General features: G+C 69.6%; 14 protein-coding genes and 1 tRNA gene. 10 read left to right on the plus strand and 5 right to left on the minus strand.

Annotated elements, in window-relative coordinates; translation table 11 throughout:
- Nucleotides 1–3: 3 nt before the first annotated feature.
- Complete coding sequence (locus G6N31_RS01505) at nt 4–1,164, minus strand: acyl-CoA dehydrogenase family protein (RefSeq protein WP_098004750.1); 1,161 nt, start codon at nt 1,162–1,164, stop codon at nt 4–6.
- A gap of 82 nt (nt 1,165–1,246) precedes the next feature.
- Entirely contained in the window at nt 1,247–2,032 is a 786-nt protein-coding gene (locus tag G6N31_RS01510) for an N-acetylmuramoyl-L-alanine amidase-like domain-containing protein (protein ID WP_197747153.1), read from the minus strand.
- Between the two features lie 77 nt (nt 2,033–2,109).
- On the opposite strand from G6N31_RS01510, the gene G6N31_RS01515 reads away from it, so the two are divergent.
- The 3 genes from G6N31_RS01515 to G6N31_RS01525 all read left to right on the plus strand — a co-directional run bounded on the left by G6N31_RS01515 (nt 2,110) and on the right by G6N31_RS01525 (nt 6,201).
- The gene (locus G6N31_RS01515; RefSeq protein WP_109790846.1) at nt 2,110–3,039 is read left to right on the plus strand and encodes a lytic transglycosylase domain-containing protein; all 930 of its coding nucleotides are present in this window, start codon (nt 2,110–2,112) and stop codon (nt 3,037–3,039) included.
- An 84-nt stretch (nt 3,040–3,123) separates the two neighbouring features.
- Nucleotides 3,124–3,408, plus strand: coding sequence for a hypothetical protein (locus G6N31_RS01520; protein WP_163721990.1), 285 nt, complete (start codon nt 3,124–3,126; stop codon nt 3,406–3,408).
- 75 nt (nt 3,409–3,483) lie between these two features.
- On the plus strand, nt 3,484–6,201 hold the full coding sequence (locus tag G6N31_RS01525; protein WP_098006230.1) for a cation-translocating P-type ATPase: 2,718 nt from the start codon (nt 3,484–3,486) through the stop codon (nt 6,199–6,201).
- Nucleotides 6,202–6,223: 22 nt separating this feature from the next.
- Here the strand turns inward: G6N31_RS01525 and G6N31_RS01530 are convergent.
- A tRNA-Arg gene (locus G6N31_RS01530) sits at nt 6,224–6,296 on the minus strand.
- 104 nt (nt 6,297–6,400) lie between these two features.
- On the opposite strand from G6N31_RS01530, the gene argS reads away from it, so the two are divergent.
- The 6 genes from argS (at nt 6,401) to rho (ending at nt 15,115) form a co-directional block, all read left to right on the plus strand.
- Nucleotides 6,401–8,053, plus strand: a complete 1,653-nt coding sequence (gene argS, locus G6N31_RS01535) for an arginine--tRNA ligase (protein ID WP_098006229.1) — start codon at nt 6,401–6,403, stop codon at nt 8,051–8,053.
- Nucleotides 8,050–9,468: a diaminopimelate decarboxylase gene (gene lysA / locus G6N31_RS01540; protein ID WP_098006227.1), complete on the plus strand. Its 1,419-nt coding sequence runs from the start codon at nt 8,050–8,052 to the stop codon at nt 9,466–9,468. Before argS ends, lysA begins: the two co-directional genes overlap by 4 nt.
- A 4-nt stretch (nt 9,469–9,472) precedes the next feature.
- The gene (locus G6N31_RS01545) at nt 9,473–10,801 is read left to right on the plus strand and encodes a homoserine dehydrogenase (protein ID WP_098006225.1); all 1,329 of its coding nucleotides are present in this window, start codon (nt 9,473–9,475) and stop codon (nt 10,799–10,801) included.
- Nucleotides 10,798–11,877 carry a threonine synthase gene (gene thrC, locus G6N31_RS01550; protein WP_098006223.1) on the plus strand — a complete coding sequence of 360 codons (1,080 nt, stop codon included), beginning with the start codon at nt 10,798–10,800 and terminating at the stop codon, nt 11,875–11,877. The genes G6N31_RS01545 and thrC overlap by 4 nt, the downstream gene beginning before the upstream one ends.
- Before the next feature lie 9 nt (nt 11,878–11,886).
- The gene (gene thrB, locus G6N31_RS01555; RefSeq protein WP_098006220.1) at nt 11,887–12,831 is read left to right on the plus strand and encodes a homoserine kinase; all 945 of its coding nucleotides are present in this window, start codon (nt 11,887–11,889) and stop codon (nt 12,829–12,831) included.
- A 298-nt stretch (nt 12,832–13,129) separates the two neighbouring features.
- Nucleotides 13,130–15,115 (plus strand): transcription termination factor Rho, encoded by a 1,986-nt coding sequence (rho, locus tag G6N31_RS01560; RefSeq protein WP_098006218.1) that lies wholly within the window; start codon nt 13,130–13,132, stop codon nt 15,113–15,115.
- Between the two features lie 17 nt (nt 15,116–15,132).
- Here the strand turns inward: rho and G6N31_RS01565 are convergent, their stop codons facing one another.
- Nucleotides 15,133–15,567, minus strand: coding sequence for a MarR family winged helix-turn-helix transcriptional regulator (locus tag G6N31_RS01565; RefSeq protein ID WP_098006216.1), 435 nt, complete (start codon nt 15,565–15,567; stop codon nt 15,133–15,135).
- Between the two features lie 66 nt (nt 15,568–15,633).
- Here G6N31_RS01565 and G6N31_RS01570 point away from each other — a divergent pair, with 66 nt between their 5' ends.
- Nucleotides 15,634–16,203, plus strand: coding sequence for a maleylpyruvate isomerase family mycothiol-dependent enzyme (locus G6N31_RS01570; RefSeq protein ID WP_098006214.1), 570 nt, complete (start codon nt 15,634–15,636; stop codon nt 16,201–16,203).
- Here the strand turns inward: G6N31_RS01570 and G6N31_RS01575 are convergent.
- Nucleotides 16,166–16,843, minus strand: coding sequence for a TetR/AcrR family transcriptional regulator (locus G6N31_RS01575; protein WP_098006211.1), 678 nt, complete (start codon nt 16,841–16,843; stop codon nt 16,166–16,168). The two genes, G6N31_RS01570 and G6N31_RS01575, sit on opposite strands and share 38 nt — an antisense overlap.
- Nucleotides 16,844–16,900: the final 57 nt, after the last annotated feature.

Consider the following 16,900-nt stretch of genomic DNA (forward strand, 5'->3'; position numbering starts at 1 on the left):
GCCTCACAATCCGAGAATCGTCGACGCGATGATGGTGCGCTGCACTTCGTTGCTGCCGCCGTAGATGGACGTCTTGCGGTAGTTCAGGTAGTGCGGCGCGCTGGACTGCGCCCACTCCGGCGATGCGATGGCGTCGCCCGCCTGGAACGGGAGCGCGTCGAGACCGGCGACTTCCACCGACAGCTCGGTGGTCAGCTGTTGGAGCTGGCTGGCGCGCAGCTTGAGCACCGACGAGGCCGGGTTGGGCTTGCCGGCCGACGATCCGGACACCACCCGCATCTGGGTCAGCTCCAGAGCGAGTACGTCGTTCTCGAGTTCGGCCAGCCGCGCGGCGAACAGCGGGTCCTCGAGCAGGCCGCTCTTGCGGGCGCGGGCCTTGATGTCGGCGAGCTTGACCTTGGTGCGACCCACCTGGGTGATGCCGGTGCGCTCGTTGCCCAGCAGGAACTTCGCGTAGGTCCAGCCCTGGTTCTCTTCGCCGACGAGCTGGTCGGCCGGCACCCGGACGTCTTCGAAGAACACCTCGTTGACCTCGTAGCTGCCGTCGATCAGCTTGATCGGCCGCAGCGTGACCCCGGGGGTCTTCATGTCGATGAGCAGGAACGAGATACCGGCCTGGCGCTTCGGCGCGTCGGGGTCGGTGCGCACCAGGCAGAAGATCCAGTCGGCGTACTGACCGAGCGTGGTCCAGGTCTTCTGGCCGTTGACGACGTAACTGTCGCCGTCGCGGATGGCGGTGGTGCGCAGCGAGGCCAGATCGGAGCCGGCCTCGGGTTCGGAGAAACCCTGAGCCCACCAGATGTCCAGCGCCGCGGTCGGCGGCAGGAACCGCTCCTTGGTCTCCTGCGAGCCGAACTCGGCGATCACCGGGCCGACCATCTTCGCGTTGAACGTCAACGGCTCCGGCACGCTGGCCAGCTGCATCTCGTCGAGCCAGATCTGGTGCTGGGTCTGCGTCCAGTCCTTGCCACCCCACTCGACGGGCCAGTTGGGCACCGCCAAGCCGTGGTCGTTGAGGATCTTGTGGGTGGTGATGATGTCTTCGTGGTTGAACTCCGTCGCCTGACGGGCGCGTTCCCGGATGTCCTCGGGGATCTTCGTCGTGTAGAAGGTGCGAAGTTCGTCGCGGAAGGCGGCTTCTTCGGGTGTCAGCGCCAGTTGCATGGCGATCTCTCCTGCTCCGTCGGTGGACCTCCCTGCAGACTAACCACCTGGTTGGTCGGCCAACCCGCAGGGCGGGAAAATGTCACCGGACCGGGCGCAGCACCACCAGGCCGGGAATCGTCGCCAGATACTCGGCGAGGGGCGTGTCGACGACGGCCATGTCCGAGGCCAGCGAGGACGCGTTGCGGTACACCGGCCCGGTCGGGGTGTCGACGTAGATGCCGACATGGGTCACGTCGAGGCCGCCGTCGTCGGCGTAGGCGCCCAGGTAGTCGCCGGTGCGTAGTCGGCTGACCACCTGGCCGTCGACGCGCTCGCTGGGAATGTAGGACACCTCGCGCTCGACGACGGGAAGCCCCGGCAGATACACACCGCCGTTGTCCTTCTGGTTCAGCTGTTTCGCGGTACCCACCGCGTCGTCGCTGACCGCGGTGGTGACGTCGGTGGCCACCGCCGGGGCGGTCGCGGCCCAGTCGGTGAAGAAGTGTCTGCGGTTCTCGAAGGCGACGACGCCATCGGTGTACCGGACGTCGGTCAGCGCGGCGAGGAACGAGTCGCGGTCCTCGGCGCGCTTGAGCGCTTCGACGTAGTCGGCGTAGGTGAAGCAGTCCACCTGTTCCAATTCGACGACGAGCTGTTCGGGCTCGCCGGCCGAGCCGACGAGGGTGTCCGCGCCGTACGAAGTACCAAGGAACAGCGCCGAAGCCGACGCCGAGTCGGATGCGTCCGCGGCGAGCATCGAGTCCAGGATCTGCGCGCTGGGCCCGGACAGCTGCACCGCGGGGGCGGCCTGCGCGGGCAGCGGGGCCGCGGCGACGCCGATGACGGCGACGAGCGCCGCGATGCAGGTCCGGATCCCGATGAGCATGTGGGCCACTGTACGGCGGTGGGCAGACCGCCGAAGTGTCGTCACACTGGTCGAGACGGCACAAGGGAGGGATCACACTGAGTTGCACCCGGGCACTGACCGCGGCCCTGATACTCACGAGCGCACTACTCGGCGCCTGCACATCCGCGCCGGCCGAGCAGGCGCCGCACCGCGCTGCGCCGACGGTCGCCGGACCGGAGCCGGCGCCGCAGCGACCGCACGTCCCGCCGTGGGCGCAACCGCAGCTGGCGCCCGATCCGGCGGGTCTGATCGACGGCCTCGTCGCCGACGAACGCGCGCTGCGTGATCCGGCGGCAGGCGACGACGTCGTAGCGGCCGCGGCGCGCCGCCAGCAGGCGGCCTACCGCGTGCTCGGGCGCCATCCCGAGTGGGATCCGATCGCCCATGCCCGCATTCCCGCGCCACTGCGGGAGGTCTATGACCGCAACGTCGACGCCCGCCGTCAGCTCGAGGCGATGAGCCGGGGCCCGGGCAAACCGACCCTGCCGGCCTGGCATGTGAACCCGCCGACCGCGCTGGCTGAGCTACGGGCGCACTACGGCGAAGCGGAACGGAACTCCGGGGTGGGCTGGAACTATCTGGCGGCGATCAACTTCGTCGAGACGGCGTTCGGCCGGATCCGCGGCGTCAGCACCGCCGGTGCGCAGGGGCCGATGCAGTTCCTGCCGTCGACGTTCGCGATGTACGGCCGCGGCGACATCTGGTCGCCGCGCGACGCCGTCCTGGCCGCCGGCCGGTTCCTGGCCGCCCACGGTTTCGCCCGCAATCGCGATGCCGCGCTGTTCCGCTACAACAACTCCTGGCAGTACGTGCGGGCGGTCAACCAGTACGCGGCGTTGATCGCCGCACACCCGGCCGCGTTCGAAGGCTTCCACCGCTGGGACGTCTACTACCGCAGTGCGGCCGGCGATGTGGTGCTGCCGGTCGGGTACCGCGCCGACCACCCGATCGCGGTCGAGGAGTACGTGGCCCGCTACCCGCAGTGAGCGCCGAATCGGCCCAGGGTCGGGACTTTCCAGTCGTACGATGGCATCGACGCAAGGGTCGGGAACGAGCAAGGAGGCCCTGCGATGCGGAACAAGATCAGACGTTCGTTTCTCGTCATGGGAGCGGTGGCGGCCGTGGTCGGCGGGGCCCTGGTGTCACCGGGGCTCGCTCAGGCCACCGAGTGCGGGGCCGGGACCGTCTACGACGCGGCGACCGATACCTGTGTCGTGGCCCCGGCGCCACCTCCACCGCCGCCACCACCTCCTCCGCCGCCTCCTCCTCCGGCGTGGAACGGGGATCTGACCCCGGGGTTTTCGATCGGCATCTGCGCCCCGATCCCGTTCGTGTCTCTGTGCACCGGGATCTGACGGGATCGTCCGCCCGCTGCGACAAGTGACTTTCGGCCGGTTGCACCGAGATCCGGGACGCGTAAGCATCGGGTCATGACACGCGGACCAGACGCGGTGGCCCAGCGCGCCGTCGAGGAGTCCGAGTTCGCCGGTCTGGCGCATGCCCGCAGCCGCGCTGACATCCTGGCCGCGCTGCGCACCACCGCCGCCGGCCTGCAGTCGGCCGATGCCCAGGCCCGGCTGGCCGAGACCGGGCCGAACCGGTTGCCCGCGCCGCCGCACCGCTCGCCGCTGGTGCGATTCCTCGCGCAGTTCAACAACGTGCTGATCTACATCCTCATCGCCGCCGCGGTGCTCAAGGCGATCCTCGGCGGCTGGGTCGACGCTGCGGTCATCGCTGCGGCGGCGATCCTCAACAGCGTCGTCGGCTACCTGCAGGAAGGTAAGGCCGAGAAGGCGCTCGACAGTATCCGCGAGATGCTCTCGGTGTCGGCGCGGGTGCGCCGCGACGGGCAGTGGACCAACGTCGACGCCGAGACCCTGGTGCCCGGCGACGTGGTGCGGATCGGGTCGGGGGACCGCATTCCGGCCGACCTGCGCCTGCTCGAGGTCAACAATCTGCGGGTGGAGGAGTCGGCACTGACCGGCGAGTCGGTGCCGGCGGTCAAGAGCGTCACCCACGTCGAGTCCGACGCCGGGCTCGGCGACCGCACCTCGATGGTGTACTCCGGCACGATCGTGGCCGCCGGCACCGGGGTCGGGGTGGTGACCGCGACCGGGACGGCCACCGAGATCGGCCGGATCCAGACGCTGATCTCCGAGGTCGAAGGCATCGACACGCCGCTGACCCGCAAGCTGGAGCAGTTCGGCCGGCAACTATCGGTGCTCATCCTCGCGATGGCCGCGGTGATGCTGGTCATCGGCCGGGTCTTCCACGAGTTCACCGTCGACGAGCTGATCTCGGCGGCGATCGGGTTCGCGGTGGCCGCCATCCCCGAGGGACTACCGGCGGTGGTGACGGTGACCCTGGCGCTGGGTGTGCAGCAGATGGCGCGCCGCAACGCGATCACCCGCAAGCTGCCCGCCGTGGAGGCCCTCGGGTCGGTGAACGTGATCTGCTCGGACAAGACCGGCACCCTGACCCAGAACGAGATGACGGTGCGCACCGTGGTCACCGCACGCCACCACTACAGCGTTACCGGCGCCGGCTACGCCCCGCACGGCGAGATCGAAATCGACGGCACCGCAACCGGGTTGGACTCCCATCCCGACCTGACCGCGGTCGTCGTCGCGATGTCGTTGTGCAATGACTCCCGGCTGGTCGACACCGACGGCCACTGGCGGGTGGTGGGCGAGCCGACAGAGGGCGCGCTGCGTGCGCTGGCGCACAAGGCCGGTGTCGAGCAACCGATGCGCCGACGGGCCGAGGTGCCGTTCGAATCGGCGCACAAGTTCATGGTGACCCTCGACGAGGCGCCCGACGGGCAGCGGTGGCTGCACGTCAAGGGCGCGCCGGACCGCCTGCTGGACCGGTCCACCACACAGCTGCGCGCCGGGGTGGCCGAACCGCTGGACCGCGACTTCTGGCACGCCCGCGTCGACGAACTCAGCCATCAGGGGCTGCGGGTGCTCGCCGCGGCGCGGCGCCCGGCCGGTGGCGCCGACAGTGTCGCGATCGAGGACGCCGACACCGGGCTGGAGTTCCTCGGCGTCGTCGGCATCGTCGATCCGCCTCGCCCCGAGGCCATCGACGCGATCGCCAACTGTCACAGCGCCGGAATCCGGGTCAAGATGATCACCGGGGACCACGTCGGCACCGCCAAGGCCATCGCCCGGGAGATGGGCATCGGCACCAAGGGGGAGCCGTCCGCGCTGACCGGCGCCGACCTGCAGGGGATGAGTCAGCCGCGGCTGCGGGAAGTGGTCGGCGAGGTCGATGTGTTCGCCCGGACCAGCCCGGAGCACAAGCTGCGCATCGTCAGCGCTCTGCAGGCAGAGGGCGACGTGGTCGCGATGACCGGTGACGGGGTCAACGACGCACCAGCGCTGACCCGCGCCGACATCGGCGTCGCGATGGGCGTCAAGGGCACCGAGGCCACCAAGGAAGCCGCCGGGATCGTGCTGGCCGACGACAACTTCGCCACTATCGAGCGCGCCGTCGAGGAGGGCCGGCGGATCTACGACAACATCCGCAAGTCGGTGCTGTTCCTGTTGCCCACCAACGGTTCCCAGTCGCTGGTCATCCTGGTGGCGGTGCTGTTCGGCTTCGCGCTGCCGCTGCAGCCGGTGCAGATCCTGTGGGTCAACCTGGTCACCGGCGTGACGCTGGCGCTGGCGCTGGTGTTCGAGAAGGCCGAGGACGGGCTGATGACCCGGCCACCGCGGCCGGCCACCCAGCCCGTCGTGCGGCTGGCCGACGTGTCGATGATCGCACTTGTGTCGGTGCTGGTCGCCGGGGCGGCGCTGGCGATCTTCTTCATCGGCCGGGCCAACGGCTACCCGCTGGCGGTGGCGCAGACCGCCGCGGTGAACATGCTGGCGATGGGTCAGCTGGCCTACCTGCTGAACTGCCGCTTCGTGTCGCGGTCGAGCCTGCGCCCGGCCGCGCTGCGCGGCAACCCGTGGGTGTGGCGGATGGCTGCGGCGCTGCTGGCGCTCCAGCTGCTGTTCATCTACACCCCGTTCATGAACACCTGGTTCCACTCCGCGCCGATCACCCTGCTGGGGTGGAGTGTCGCGCTGGGCTTCTCGGTGCTGATCTTCCTGACGGTCGAAGCGGCCAAGGCGATCGGGCTGCGGCTGGGCTATTGAGGCAAAACACCTGGTAGAAGAGTGCCCCCGGCAGGATTCGAACCTGCGGCCTTCTGCTCCGGAGGCAGACGCTCTATCCCCTGAGCTACGGGGGCGCGTGACAGAACACTGCGCCGTTGGGCGTGGCCTAGCGTAGCGCATACCGGCGACGGGAAACGGATTCGGGGCAGCACGGCCCCAGACCATAGGATGAACCCCCGTGACCCCCGCCGATCTGGCCGAGCTGCTCAAGGCCACCGCCACCGCGGTGCTGGCCGAGCACGGCCTCGACACCGCCGCGCTGCCCGCCACCGTGACCGTGGAGCGTCCGCGCAACCCCGAGCACGGCGATTACGCCACCAACCTGGCGCTGCAGCTCGGCAAGAAGGTCGGCGCCAACCCCCGTGAACTGGCGGGCTGGCTGGCCGCCGCGCTGGCCGAACGCGACGGTATCGCCGCCGCCGAGGTCGCCGGGCCCGGCTTCGTCAACCTGCGCCTGGAGGCCTCGGCGCAGAACGTCATCGTCGCCAACGTGCTGACCGGCGGCGCCGACTACGGCCACTCGGCCACCCTGGGCGGGCAGAAGGTCAACCTCGAGTTCGTCTCGGCCAACCCGACCGGCCCGATCCACATCGGCGGCACCCGCTGGGCCGCCGTCGGCGACGCGCTGGGCCGGCTGCTGAGCACCCAGGGTGCGGCGGTCACCCGGGAGTACTACTTCAATGACCACGGCGCGCAGATCGACCGGTTCACCAACTCGCTGATCGCCGCCGCCAAGGGCGAGCCCACCCCTGAGGACGGTTACGCGGGCACCTACATCGGTGACATCGCCGCCCAGGTGCTGGCCAAGGAGCCCGACGCGCTGAGCCTGCCCGAAGATGAGATGCGCGAGACGTTCCGCGCCATCGGGGTGAACCTGATGTTCGACCACATCAAGGAATCGCTGCACGAGTTCGGCACCGACTTCGACGTCTACACCCACGAAGACTCGATGCACACCTCCGGGCGCGTCGAGCAGGCCATCACCCGGCTGCGCGACAACGGCGCCATCTACGAGAAGGACGGCGCGGTCTGGCTGCGCACCACCGACCACGGCGACGACAAGGACCGCGTCGTGATCAAGAGCGACGGGCAGCCCGCCTACATCGCCGGTGACCTCGCCTACTTCCTGGACAAGCGCCAGCGCGGCTTCGACCTGTGCATCTACATGCTCGGCGCCGACCACCACGGCTACATCGCCCGCCTGAAGGCCGCCGCGGCGGCGCTCGGAGACGACCCGGCCACCGTCGAGGTGCTGATCGGGCAGATGGTCAACCTGGTCCGCGACGGCCAGCCGGTCCGGATGAGCAAGCGCGCGGGCACCGTGATCACTCTCGACGACCTGGTCGAGGCCATCGGCGTGGACGCCGCGCGCTACGCGCTGATCCGCAGCTCGGTCGACACCCCGATCGACATCGACCTGGAGCTGTGGTCCTCGGCGTCCAACGAGAACCCGGTCTACTACGTGCAGTACGCCCACGCCCGCCTCTCGGCGCTGGCGCGCAACGCCGCCGACCTCGGTGTCACCGCTGACACCGCGCACCTGGACCTCCTGACCCACGACAAAGAGGGCACGCTGATCCGCAACATCGGCGAGTTCCCCCGCGTGCTGAAAACCGCTGCCGCGCTGCGGGAACCGCACCGCGTGTCGCGTTACCTGGAAGACCTGGCCGGGGACTATCACCGCTTCTACGACTCCTGCCGGGTGCTGCCCCAGGGCGACGAGCCCGCCGGTGAGTTGCACTCGGCGCGGCTGGCGCTGTGCGCGGCCACCCGCCAGGTCATCGCCAACGGGCTGAGCATCCTGGGCGTCAGCGCACCGGAGCGCATGTGATCGCCCATCCCGCCGGCCCGCGCCACGCCGAGGAGATCCACCACGGCGGCACCCCCGACCGCCCCCGCGACATCTCCGAAGTGCTCACTTTGGCGCCGAATGTATGGCCGCGCAATGCTTTTCGCGGCGATGATGGCGTGGTCCGGATCGCCGGTGTCGCGGTCACCGACATCGCCGCCGAGTTCGGCACCCCGGTGTTCGTCATCGACGAGGACGACTTCCGGTCGCGATGCCGCGAGATCTCCGCGGCGTTCGGCGGGGGAGAACACGTGCATTACGCGGCCAAGGCGTTCCTGTGCACCGAGATCGCACGTTGGGTGAACGAGGAAGGGCTGTGCCTGGACGTCGCCACCGGCGGGGAACTCGCGGTCGCGCTGCACGGAGGATTTCCGGCAGAGCGAATCACGGTGCACGGCAACAACAAATCGGTCGCCGAGCTCACCGCGGCCGTTGCGGCCGGCGTCGGCCACGTCGTTCTGGACTCCGAAATCGAGATCGAGCGCCTCGACCGGATCGCCGGCGCGGCCGGTGTGGTGCAGGACGTACTGGTGCGCGTCACCGTCGGGGTCGAAGCGCACACGCACGAGTTCATCTCCACCGCGCACGAGGACCAGAAGTTCGGCCTGTCGCTGGCCACCGGCGCGGCGATGGCCGCGGTGCGCAAGGTGTTCGCGGCCGACCACTTACGGCTGGTGGGGCTGCACAGCCACATCGGGTCGCAGATCTTCGATGTCGCGGGGTTCGAGATCGCCGCGCACCGGGTGATCGGGCTGCTGCGTGACGTGGTCGCCGAGTTCGGTGTCGAGAAGACTGCCCAGATGTCGATCGTCGACCTCGGCGGCGGGCTGGGTATCTCCTATCTACCGGGGGACAACCCGCCGCCGATGAAAGAGTTGGCCGACAAACTGTTGGCCATCGTGCGCAACGAGTCGGCCGCGGTCGGGCTTCCGGCTCCCAAACTGGTCGTCGAGCCCGGCCGGGCCATCGCCGGACCGGGCACCATCACGCTTTATGAGGTCGGCACCGTCAAGGACGTCGCGGTGGCCGCCGACCGGTACCGCCGCTACGTCAGCGTCGACGGCGGGATGAGCGACAACATCCGCACGTCTCTCTATGACGCGGAGTACGACGTGCGGCTGCTGTCGCGCACCAGTGCCGCGAGCCCGGCGCTGTCACGGGTGGTGGGCAAGCACTGCGAAAGCGGTGACATCGTGGTCCGCGACGCGTGGCTGCCCGATGACGTGGCACCGGGCGACTTGGCCGGTGTCGCCGCGACGGGCGCATACTGCTACTCGATGTCGAGTCGCTACAACCTGATCGGCCGACCGGCGGTGGTGGCCGTGCGCGACGGGCGGGCCCGGCTGATCCTGCGCCGCGAGACGGTCGAGGATCTCTTGAGTCTGGAAGTGAGGTGAACCTGTGACTGAGGCCGTCAACGGCGAGATCGGCGTGGCTGTCCTGGGTCTGGGCAACGTCGGCAGCCAGGTGGTGCGCATCATCGAGGAAAGCGCCACCGACCTGGCCGCCCGGGTCGGAGCACCGCTGCGGGTGCGCGGCATCGGCGTGCGCCGGGTCGGTGCCGACCGCGGAGTCCCGGCAGAGCTGTTGACCGACAACATCGAGGAGCTGGTCTCGCGCGCCGACGTCGACATCGTCGTCGAGCTGATGGGCCCCGTCGAGCCCGCCCGCAAGGCCATCCTGGCCGCGCTGGAGCAGGGCAAGTCGGTGATCACCGCGAACAAGGCGTTGCTGGCGGTGTCGGCCGGCGAGCTCGCCCAGGCCGCCGAGCACGCCCACGTCGACCTCTACTTCGAAGCCGCCGTCGCCGGCGCGATCCCGGTGATCCGCCCGCTGACCCAGTCGCTGGCCGGGGACACCGTGCTGCGGGTGGCCGGCATCGTCAACGGCACCACCAACTACATCCTCTCCGAGATGGACAGCACCGGAGCCGACTACGCCTCCGCGCTGGCCGACGCCAGCGCGCTCGGCTACGCCGAGGCGGACCCGACCGCCGACGTGGAGGGCCACGACGCGGCCGCCAAGGCCGCGATCCTGGCATCGATCGCATTCCACACCCGGGTCAGCGCCGACGACGTCTACTGCGAGGGCATCACCAAGGTCAGCCCGACCGACTTCGTGTCGGCCCGCGCGCTGGGCTGCACCATCAAACTGCTGGCGATCTGCGAACGGCTCACCGGTGCCGATGGGCAGCAGCGGGTTTCGGCACGGGTCTACCCGGCGCTGGTGCCGCTCGACCATCCGCTGGCCGCGGTCAACGGTGCGTTCAACGCGGTGGTCGTCGAGGCGGAGGCGGCCGGGCGGTTGATGTTCTACGGCCAGGGCGCCGGCGGCTCGCCGACCGCGTCGGCGGTCATGGGCGATCTGGTGATGGCCGCGCGCAACCGGGTACAGGGTGGGCGCGGACCCCGGGAATCCAAGTACGCGAAGCTGCCGGTGGCGCCGATCGGTGACATCTCCACCCGCTACTACGTCAACATGAACGTCGCCGACCGGCCGGGCGTGCTGTCCGCCGTCGCTGCGGAGTTCGCCAAACACGAGGTCAGCATCGCCGAGGTCCGGCAGGAGGGCATGGTCGACGAGGGCGGCCAGCGCTGTGGCGCCCGCATCGTGGTCGTGACACACCGGGCGACCGATGCCGCATTGTCGGAAACTGTTGCCGCGCTTGCCGGTCTGGAGGTCGTGCAGAGCATCAACAGCGTTCTTCGGATGGAAGGAACCACCGAATGAGTACCGCCTCAGCCGTGCACAAGCCGTGGCCGGGACTGATCGCCGCCTACCGGGACCGGCTGCCGGTCGAGGACAGCTGGACGCCGATCACCCTGCGCGAGGGCGGAACTCCGCTGCTGCCGGCGCCCCGGCTGTCGGAATACACAGGCTGCACCGTGCACCTGAAGGTCGAGGGCCTCAACCCGACGGGTTCGTTCAAGGACCGCGGCATGACGATGGCGGTCACCGAGGCGGTGGCCCGCGGGCAGCAGGCGGTGTTGTGCGCGTCGACCGGGAACACGTCGGCGTCGGCCGCGGCCTACGCCGCGCGTGCCGGGATCACCTGCGCGGTGCTGGTGCCGCAGGGCAAGATCGCGATGGGCAAGCTCGCGCAGGCGGTCATGCACGGAGCCAAGATCATTCAGATCGACGGCAACTTCGACGACTGTCTGGAGCTGGCCCGCAAGCTGACCGCCGATTTCCCGACGGTGTCGCTGGTGAACTCGGTCAACCCGTTCCGCATCGACGGTCAGAAGACCGCGGCCTTCGAGATCGTCGACGCCCTCGGCGATGCCCCCGACGTGCACGCGCTGCCGGTCGGTAATGCCGGCAACATCACTGCGTACTGGAAGGGTTACACCGAGTACCACCGCGACGGGGTCGCGCAGCGGCTGCCGCGCATGCTCGGCACCCAGGCTGCGGGCGCCGCGCCCCTGGTGCTCGGGGAGCCGGTCAGCGACCCGGAGACCATCGCCACCGCCATCCGCATCGGCTCGCCGGCGTCGTGGAGTTCGGCGGTGGAGGCCCAGCAGCAGTCCGACGGACGCTTCCTGGCGGCCACCGACGAGGAGATCCTGGCCGCTTACCACCTGGTGGCCCGCGCCGAAGGCGTGTTCGTGGAACCGGCCTCGGCGGCCAGCATCGCCGGTCTGCTCAAGTCGATCGAAGACGGTTGGGTCGCCCGGGGTTCCACCGTGGTGTGCACCGTCACCGGCAACGGCCTCAAGGACCCCGACACCGCCCTCAAGGGCATGCCCGCGGTCATTCCCGTCCCGGTCGATCCGGTCGCCGTGGTGGCGAAGCTGGGTCTGGTCTAGGAACCGTCCATGACGCGCACCCTGCCACCCGGGCTGACGGCCAACGCTGTGGTCGCGGCGTCGAGCGCCAACCTCGGACCCGGTTTCGACAGCCTTGGGCTGGCCCTGCGCCTCTACGACGAGATCATCGTCGAGACAACGCATTCCGGCCTTGTCGTACAAGTCGAGGGCGAAGGGGAGGGGCAGGTGCCGCTCGACTCGTCGCACCTGGTGGTTCGCGCCATCGAGCGCGGCCTGCGTGAGCTGGGACTGACCGCGCCCGGTCTGATCGTCCGGTGCCGTAACGATATTCCGCACTCCCGCGGCCTGGGGTCCTCGGCGGCTGCGGTGGTCGGCGGCCTCGCCGCGGCCAACGGGCTTGCCGTGCAAGCGGATTGCACACCCATGACCGAGTCCGAGCTGATCCAGGTGTCCTCGGAGTTCGAGGGCCACCCCGACAATGCCGCAGCCGCGGTCTACGGCGGCGCGGTCGTGTCGTGGACCGACACCTCCCGCGGCGACGCGCGGTATGCCGCCGCGCCCATCCGGCTGCACGCCGACATTCACCTGTTCGTCGGGATCCCGCAGGTACGTTCGTCGACCGCCGAGACCCGGGTCCTGTTGCCCGAGCACGTCAGCCACCACGACGCACGGTTCAACCTGAGTCGGGCGGCGCTGCTGGTGGTGGCCCTCACCGAACGGCCCGACCTGCTGATGGCCGCGACCGAAGACGTCCTGCATCAGCCCCAGCGCGCGCCGGCCATGCCGGCGTCCGGGGAATTTCTCGCGGTGCTGCGCCGTTGTGGCATTGCGGCAGTGCTGTCAGGTGCAGGACCTGCAGTGCTGGCACTGAGCACCCGGGCCGAGCTTCCGGCGGAAGCCGCGAAGTTCGGTGCCGAAAGTGGGTTCACCGTCGTCACGACCTCGGTCGGCAGCGGCGTGCAGTGGACGTCCGGAGTGGTGGTCGGCAGCTAGGTGAGTGGCCAGCACCGTGCTGAGGCTCACGACATGCCGACCATGGGTTTCTTGCTTCCCTCCCGGATGCGGGTTATTCTCGCAATCGTCCAGCAATCGCAGCGTCTCTGCCTGCGCCTACACTAGGACGACCACTCTTCTTTCAGGTGTTCAATTTGTGGACTGACGGTTCGCCGTTTTTCGGCGAAGCCCGGCGATCACCGTTGCAGTGGCAATGGTGTGACCTTCGCGTTCAGCGGATCGGCTGACCGCACCGAACCCCCGCGTGACTCGGTCAGCGAGGGAAGAAAGGAAATCCGTGACCGAAACGGACCTCATCACGGCTGGTGGCAGCCCCGCTCCCGCTGAGCTGCCCAATTCCGTGACCCCAGAAGCCTCCGCCGCCGCGGACGACAGCGCGACGCCGGCACCGGCCGCGACGCGCCGCAGCGGCGCGCTGACCAGCATGGTGCTGCCCGAACTGCGCGCGCTGGCCAAAGAGCTCGGCATCGACGGCGCGTCCGGGATGCGCAAGGGCGAGCTGGTGGCGGCGATCCGCGAACGGCGCGGAGCGAGCAACGGCGCCGCGGCGTCGAGTGCCCCCGCCGCCGACGCCGCGCCTGCGCCGGAAACCGGCGCCGCCGACCAGGCCGCCGACGCCACGCCCGCACGCCGCGAGCGCCGCGCCGCATCCCGTGACCAGGGCAAGCCCGCCGGCGAGCAGACCGCCGGCCCGGAGCAGTCCGACGCCGAACAGCCCGGATCCGACACCGCCAAGGAGGCGGGACGGGAGAACCGGACCGAGCAGCGCGGCCGGGATGCCCAGGAGTCCAAGCCCGACCGATCGGGCGACACCGCCGACAAGTCCGAGAAACCGGACCGCTCGGACAGCGGCTCGGGCAACCGTCCGGACGGCGACCAACAGGGCGGCCAGAACCGCGGCCGCGGGGACGGCAACCGCGCCGAGGGCGGTCGTTCCGACAACCGCTCGGACAACAACCGCGCCGACGGCAACCGCTCCGACAACGATGACGACGGCGAGGGCCGGCAGGGTCGGCGCGGGCGGCGGTTCCGCGATCGCCGGCGCCGCGAGCGCGGCGGCGGGGACGGTGGCGGCGGAAACGATCGCGACACCGAACTGCGTGAGGACGACGTCGTCCAGCCGGTCGCCGGCATCCTCGACGTGCTGGACAACTACGCCTTCGTGCGGACCTCCGGCTATCTGGCCGGCCCCAACGACGTCTACGTCTCGATGAACATGGTGCGCAAGAACGGCCTGCGTCGCGGTGACGCGGTGACCGGCGCCGTGCGTGTCGCCAAGGAGGGCGACGGCGGCGGGCAGAACTCCCGGCAGAAGTTCAATCCGCTGGTGCGTCTCGACAGCGTCAACGGCAAGCCGGTCGAGGAGGCCAAGAAGCGTCCGGAGTTCAACAAGCTCACGCCGCTCTACCCGAACCAGCGGCTGCGCCTCGAGACCTCCGGTGACAAGCTGACCACCCGCGTGATCGACCTGATCATGCCGATCGGCAAGGGTCAGCGCGCGCTGATCGTGTCCCCGCCCAAGGCCGGCAAGACCACGATCATGCAGGACATCGCCAACGCGATCACCCGCAACAACCCGGAGTGCCATCTGATGGTCGTGCTCGTCGACGAGCGCCCGGAAGAGGTCACCGACATGCAACGCTCGGTGAAGGGCGAGGTCATCGCGTCGACCTTCGACCGGCCGCCGTCGGACCACACCCAGGCCGCCGAGCTGGCGATCGAACGTGCCAAGCGCCTGGTCGAGCAGGGCAAGGACGTCGTCGTGCTGCTTGACTCGATCACCCGCCTGGGCCGCGCCTACAACAACGCCTCACCTGCGTCGGGGCGCATCCTCTCCGGTGGTGTGGACTCGACCGCGCTGTACCCGCCCAAGCGTTTCCTGGGCGCGGCGCGCAACATCGAAGAAGGCGGCTCGCTGACCATCATCGCCACCGCCATGGTCGAAACCGGCTCCACCGGTGACACGGTGATCTTCGAGGAGTTCAAGGGCACCGGCAACGCCGAGCTCAAGCTCGACCGCAAGATCGCCGAGCGACGCGTCTTCCCGGCCGTCGACGTCAACCCGTCGGGCACCCGCAAGGACGAGCTGCTGCTCTCGCCCGACGAGTTCGCGATCGTGCACAAGCTGCGCCGGGTGCTGTCCGGGCTGGACCCGCACCAGGCCATCGACCTGCTGATGAGCCAGCTGCGCAAGACCAAGAACAACTACGAGTTCCTGGTCCAGGTCTCCAAGAACACCCCCGGCGGCGCCGACGGCGACTGAGCCGGCCCGCCCCCGGCTCACCAGTAGGGGTCGGTGATCTCACGCAGCGTGATCAGCGCTGCGCGCAGGTCGCCGAAGGCGTTGTCGCCGAGGTGCTTTCGCCACTGCTCTTCGACCCGGCCGACCGCTGCCGCAGCCGTCCGGCACGCGTGCGCGCCTTTGTCGCTCAGTGTGACGAGGCGGGCCCGCGCATCGGACGGATCGGGCCGGCGCGTCACGTAGCCGGCCCGTTCCAGCTGGTCGACGAGGGCTCCTGCGGTCTGCTTGGTCACCCGTGCCTGCTCGGCCAGGTCGGTCAGCCGCATGCCGGCGGGGTCAAGGCGCTGCAGTAGTCGAGACTGTGCCTGCGTGATATCGGTGACGCCCGCATCGGCGAGAGCGTCCATCACCCGGCTCTCGACGTCGCGGTGCGCGATGAACATCAGAGTGGGGGTCGACGGGTGCTCGGACACACCTTGACTTTAGTACGAGCCCCTGACTAATTTAGTCAGGAAAGCTGACCACTGAGCGAGGCCGTCATGGACACCGACACCGCATGGCAACACATCGACACGCAACGTCGAGAGCTCGCCGACCTTCTCGACGGCCTCGACGCCGGGGTGTGGCGGACCCCGTCGCTGTGCACCGGATGGACCGTGCGCGACGTCGCGGCGCACCTGACCCATTCCACGTTGCCCCTTCCGAGGATGCTCTGGGAGGCCGTGCGGGGTGGGTTCCGGATGGACGCGGTGATCGACCGGATGGCGCGCGCCGACGACAGCACCCCCGCCGAGCTCACCGCCCGGCTGCGGGCCATGGCCGGGTGCCGGCGGCACCCACCCGGCACCACCGTGCGCGACCCGCTGACCGACGTGCTGGTCCACACCCAGGACATCTGCGTCCCGCTCGGCATCGAGCGAGCCATGCCGACCGACGCCGCCGTCGCCGCGGCCGAGCAGGTGTGGAGTCGGGGCTTCCCGTTCCACGCCCGGCGGCGGTACGCCGGCAAGCAGCTGGTGGCCACCGACGCCGATCTCGTCCTCGGCGAGGGTGAGCCGGTGCGGGCCCCGATCAGCGATCTGCTGATGATGCTGACCGGGCGGCGCTAGCAGGCGCCGTCTGGTCCGGGTCACACCGCAGCGCCGCGACGATGTAGCGCCGCGCATGCCGCAGCACCGACTCGTGGTCGTCGACGTCGCACTTCTCTCCGGGCACTGTCGCCAGGCTCATCATCTGCCGCGCGATCCACTCGGCGGCCTCGGCGCAGTCGGTGTTCGGATGGATCTCGCCCTCGTCGACGGCGGCCTGCAGATAGGGCTCCCAGAACGCGGCGATCTCCGGGATCAGCCCGCGCACGCCAAGTCCCACGCAGGCGGTGAACGCCTCGGGCTCCTCCTGGCGCAGCTTGAGCACCAGAGCCCCGGGGGTCTCGGACTCCTTGCGGGCCAGCGCGACACCGACCGCGATGCGCTGGTCGAGGCCGCGCACCGCATCGAGACGGGTGCGTGACTCGGTCCAGAACGCGTCGTTGAGGCGCACGATCGCGGCGCCGAGCAACTCGGCTTTGTCCGGGAAATGGCGGTAGAGCCAGCCCCTGCTGACACCGGCGACCTCGGCTACCTCCGAGACCGTGGTCGCGCGAATTCCCTTGGCGGTCAGGCACCGTTCCGCGGCGTCGATCAACCGGTCACGCACCGAGGGTTTGGTGTCCGAGGCGGTGACCGAATCGACCGCAGTACCCAGGCTCATCGGCTTATCTTCGCAAATGACGGGTTTGTGGTGGGGCGATGTGGCCCACCTGTGACC

This window comes from Mycolicibacterium duvalii, from assembly GCF_010726645.1.
GTDB lineage: Bacteria > Actinomycetota > Actinomycetes > Mycobacteriales > Mycobacteriaceae > Mycobacterium > Mycobacterium duvalii.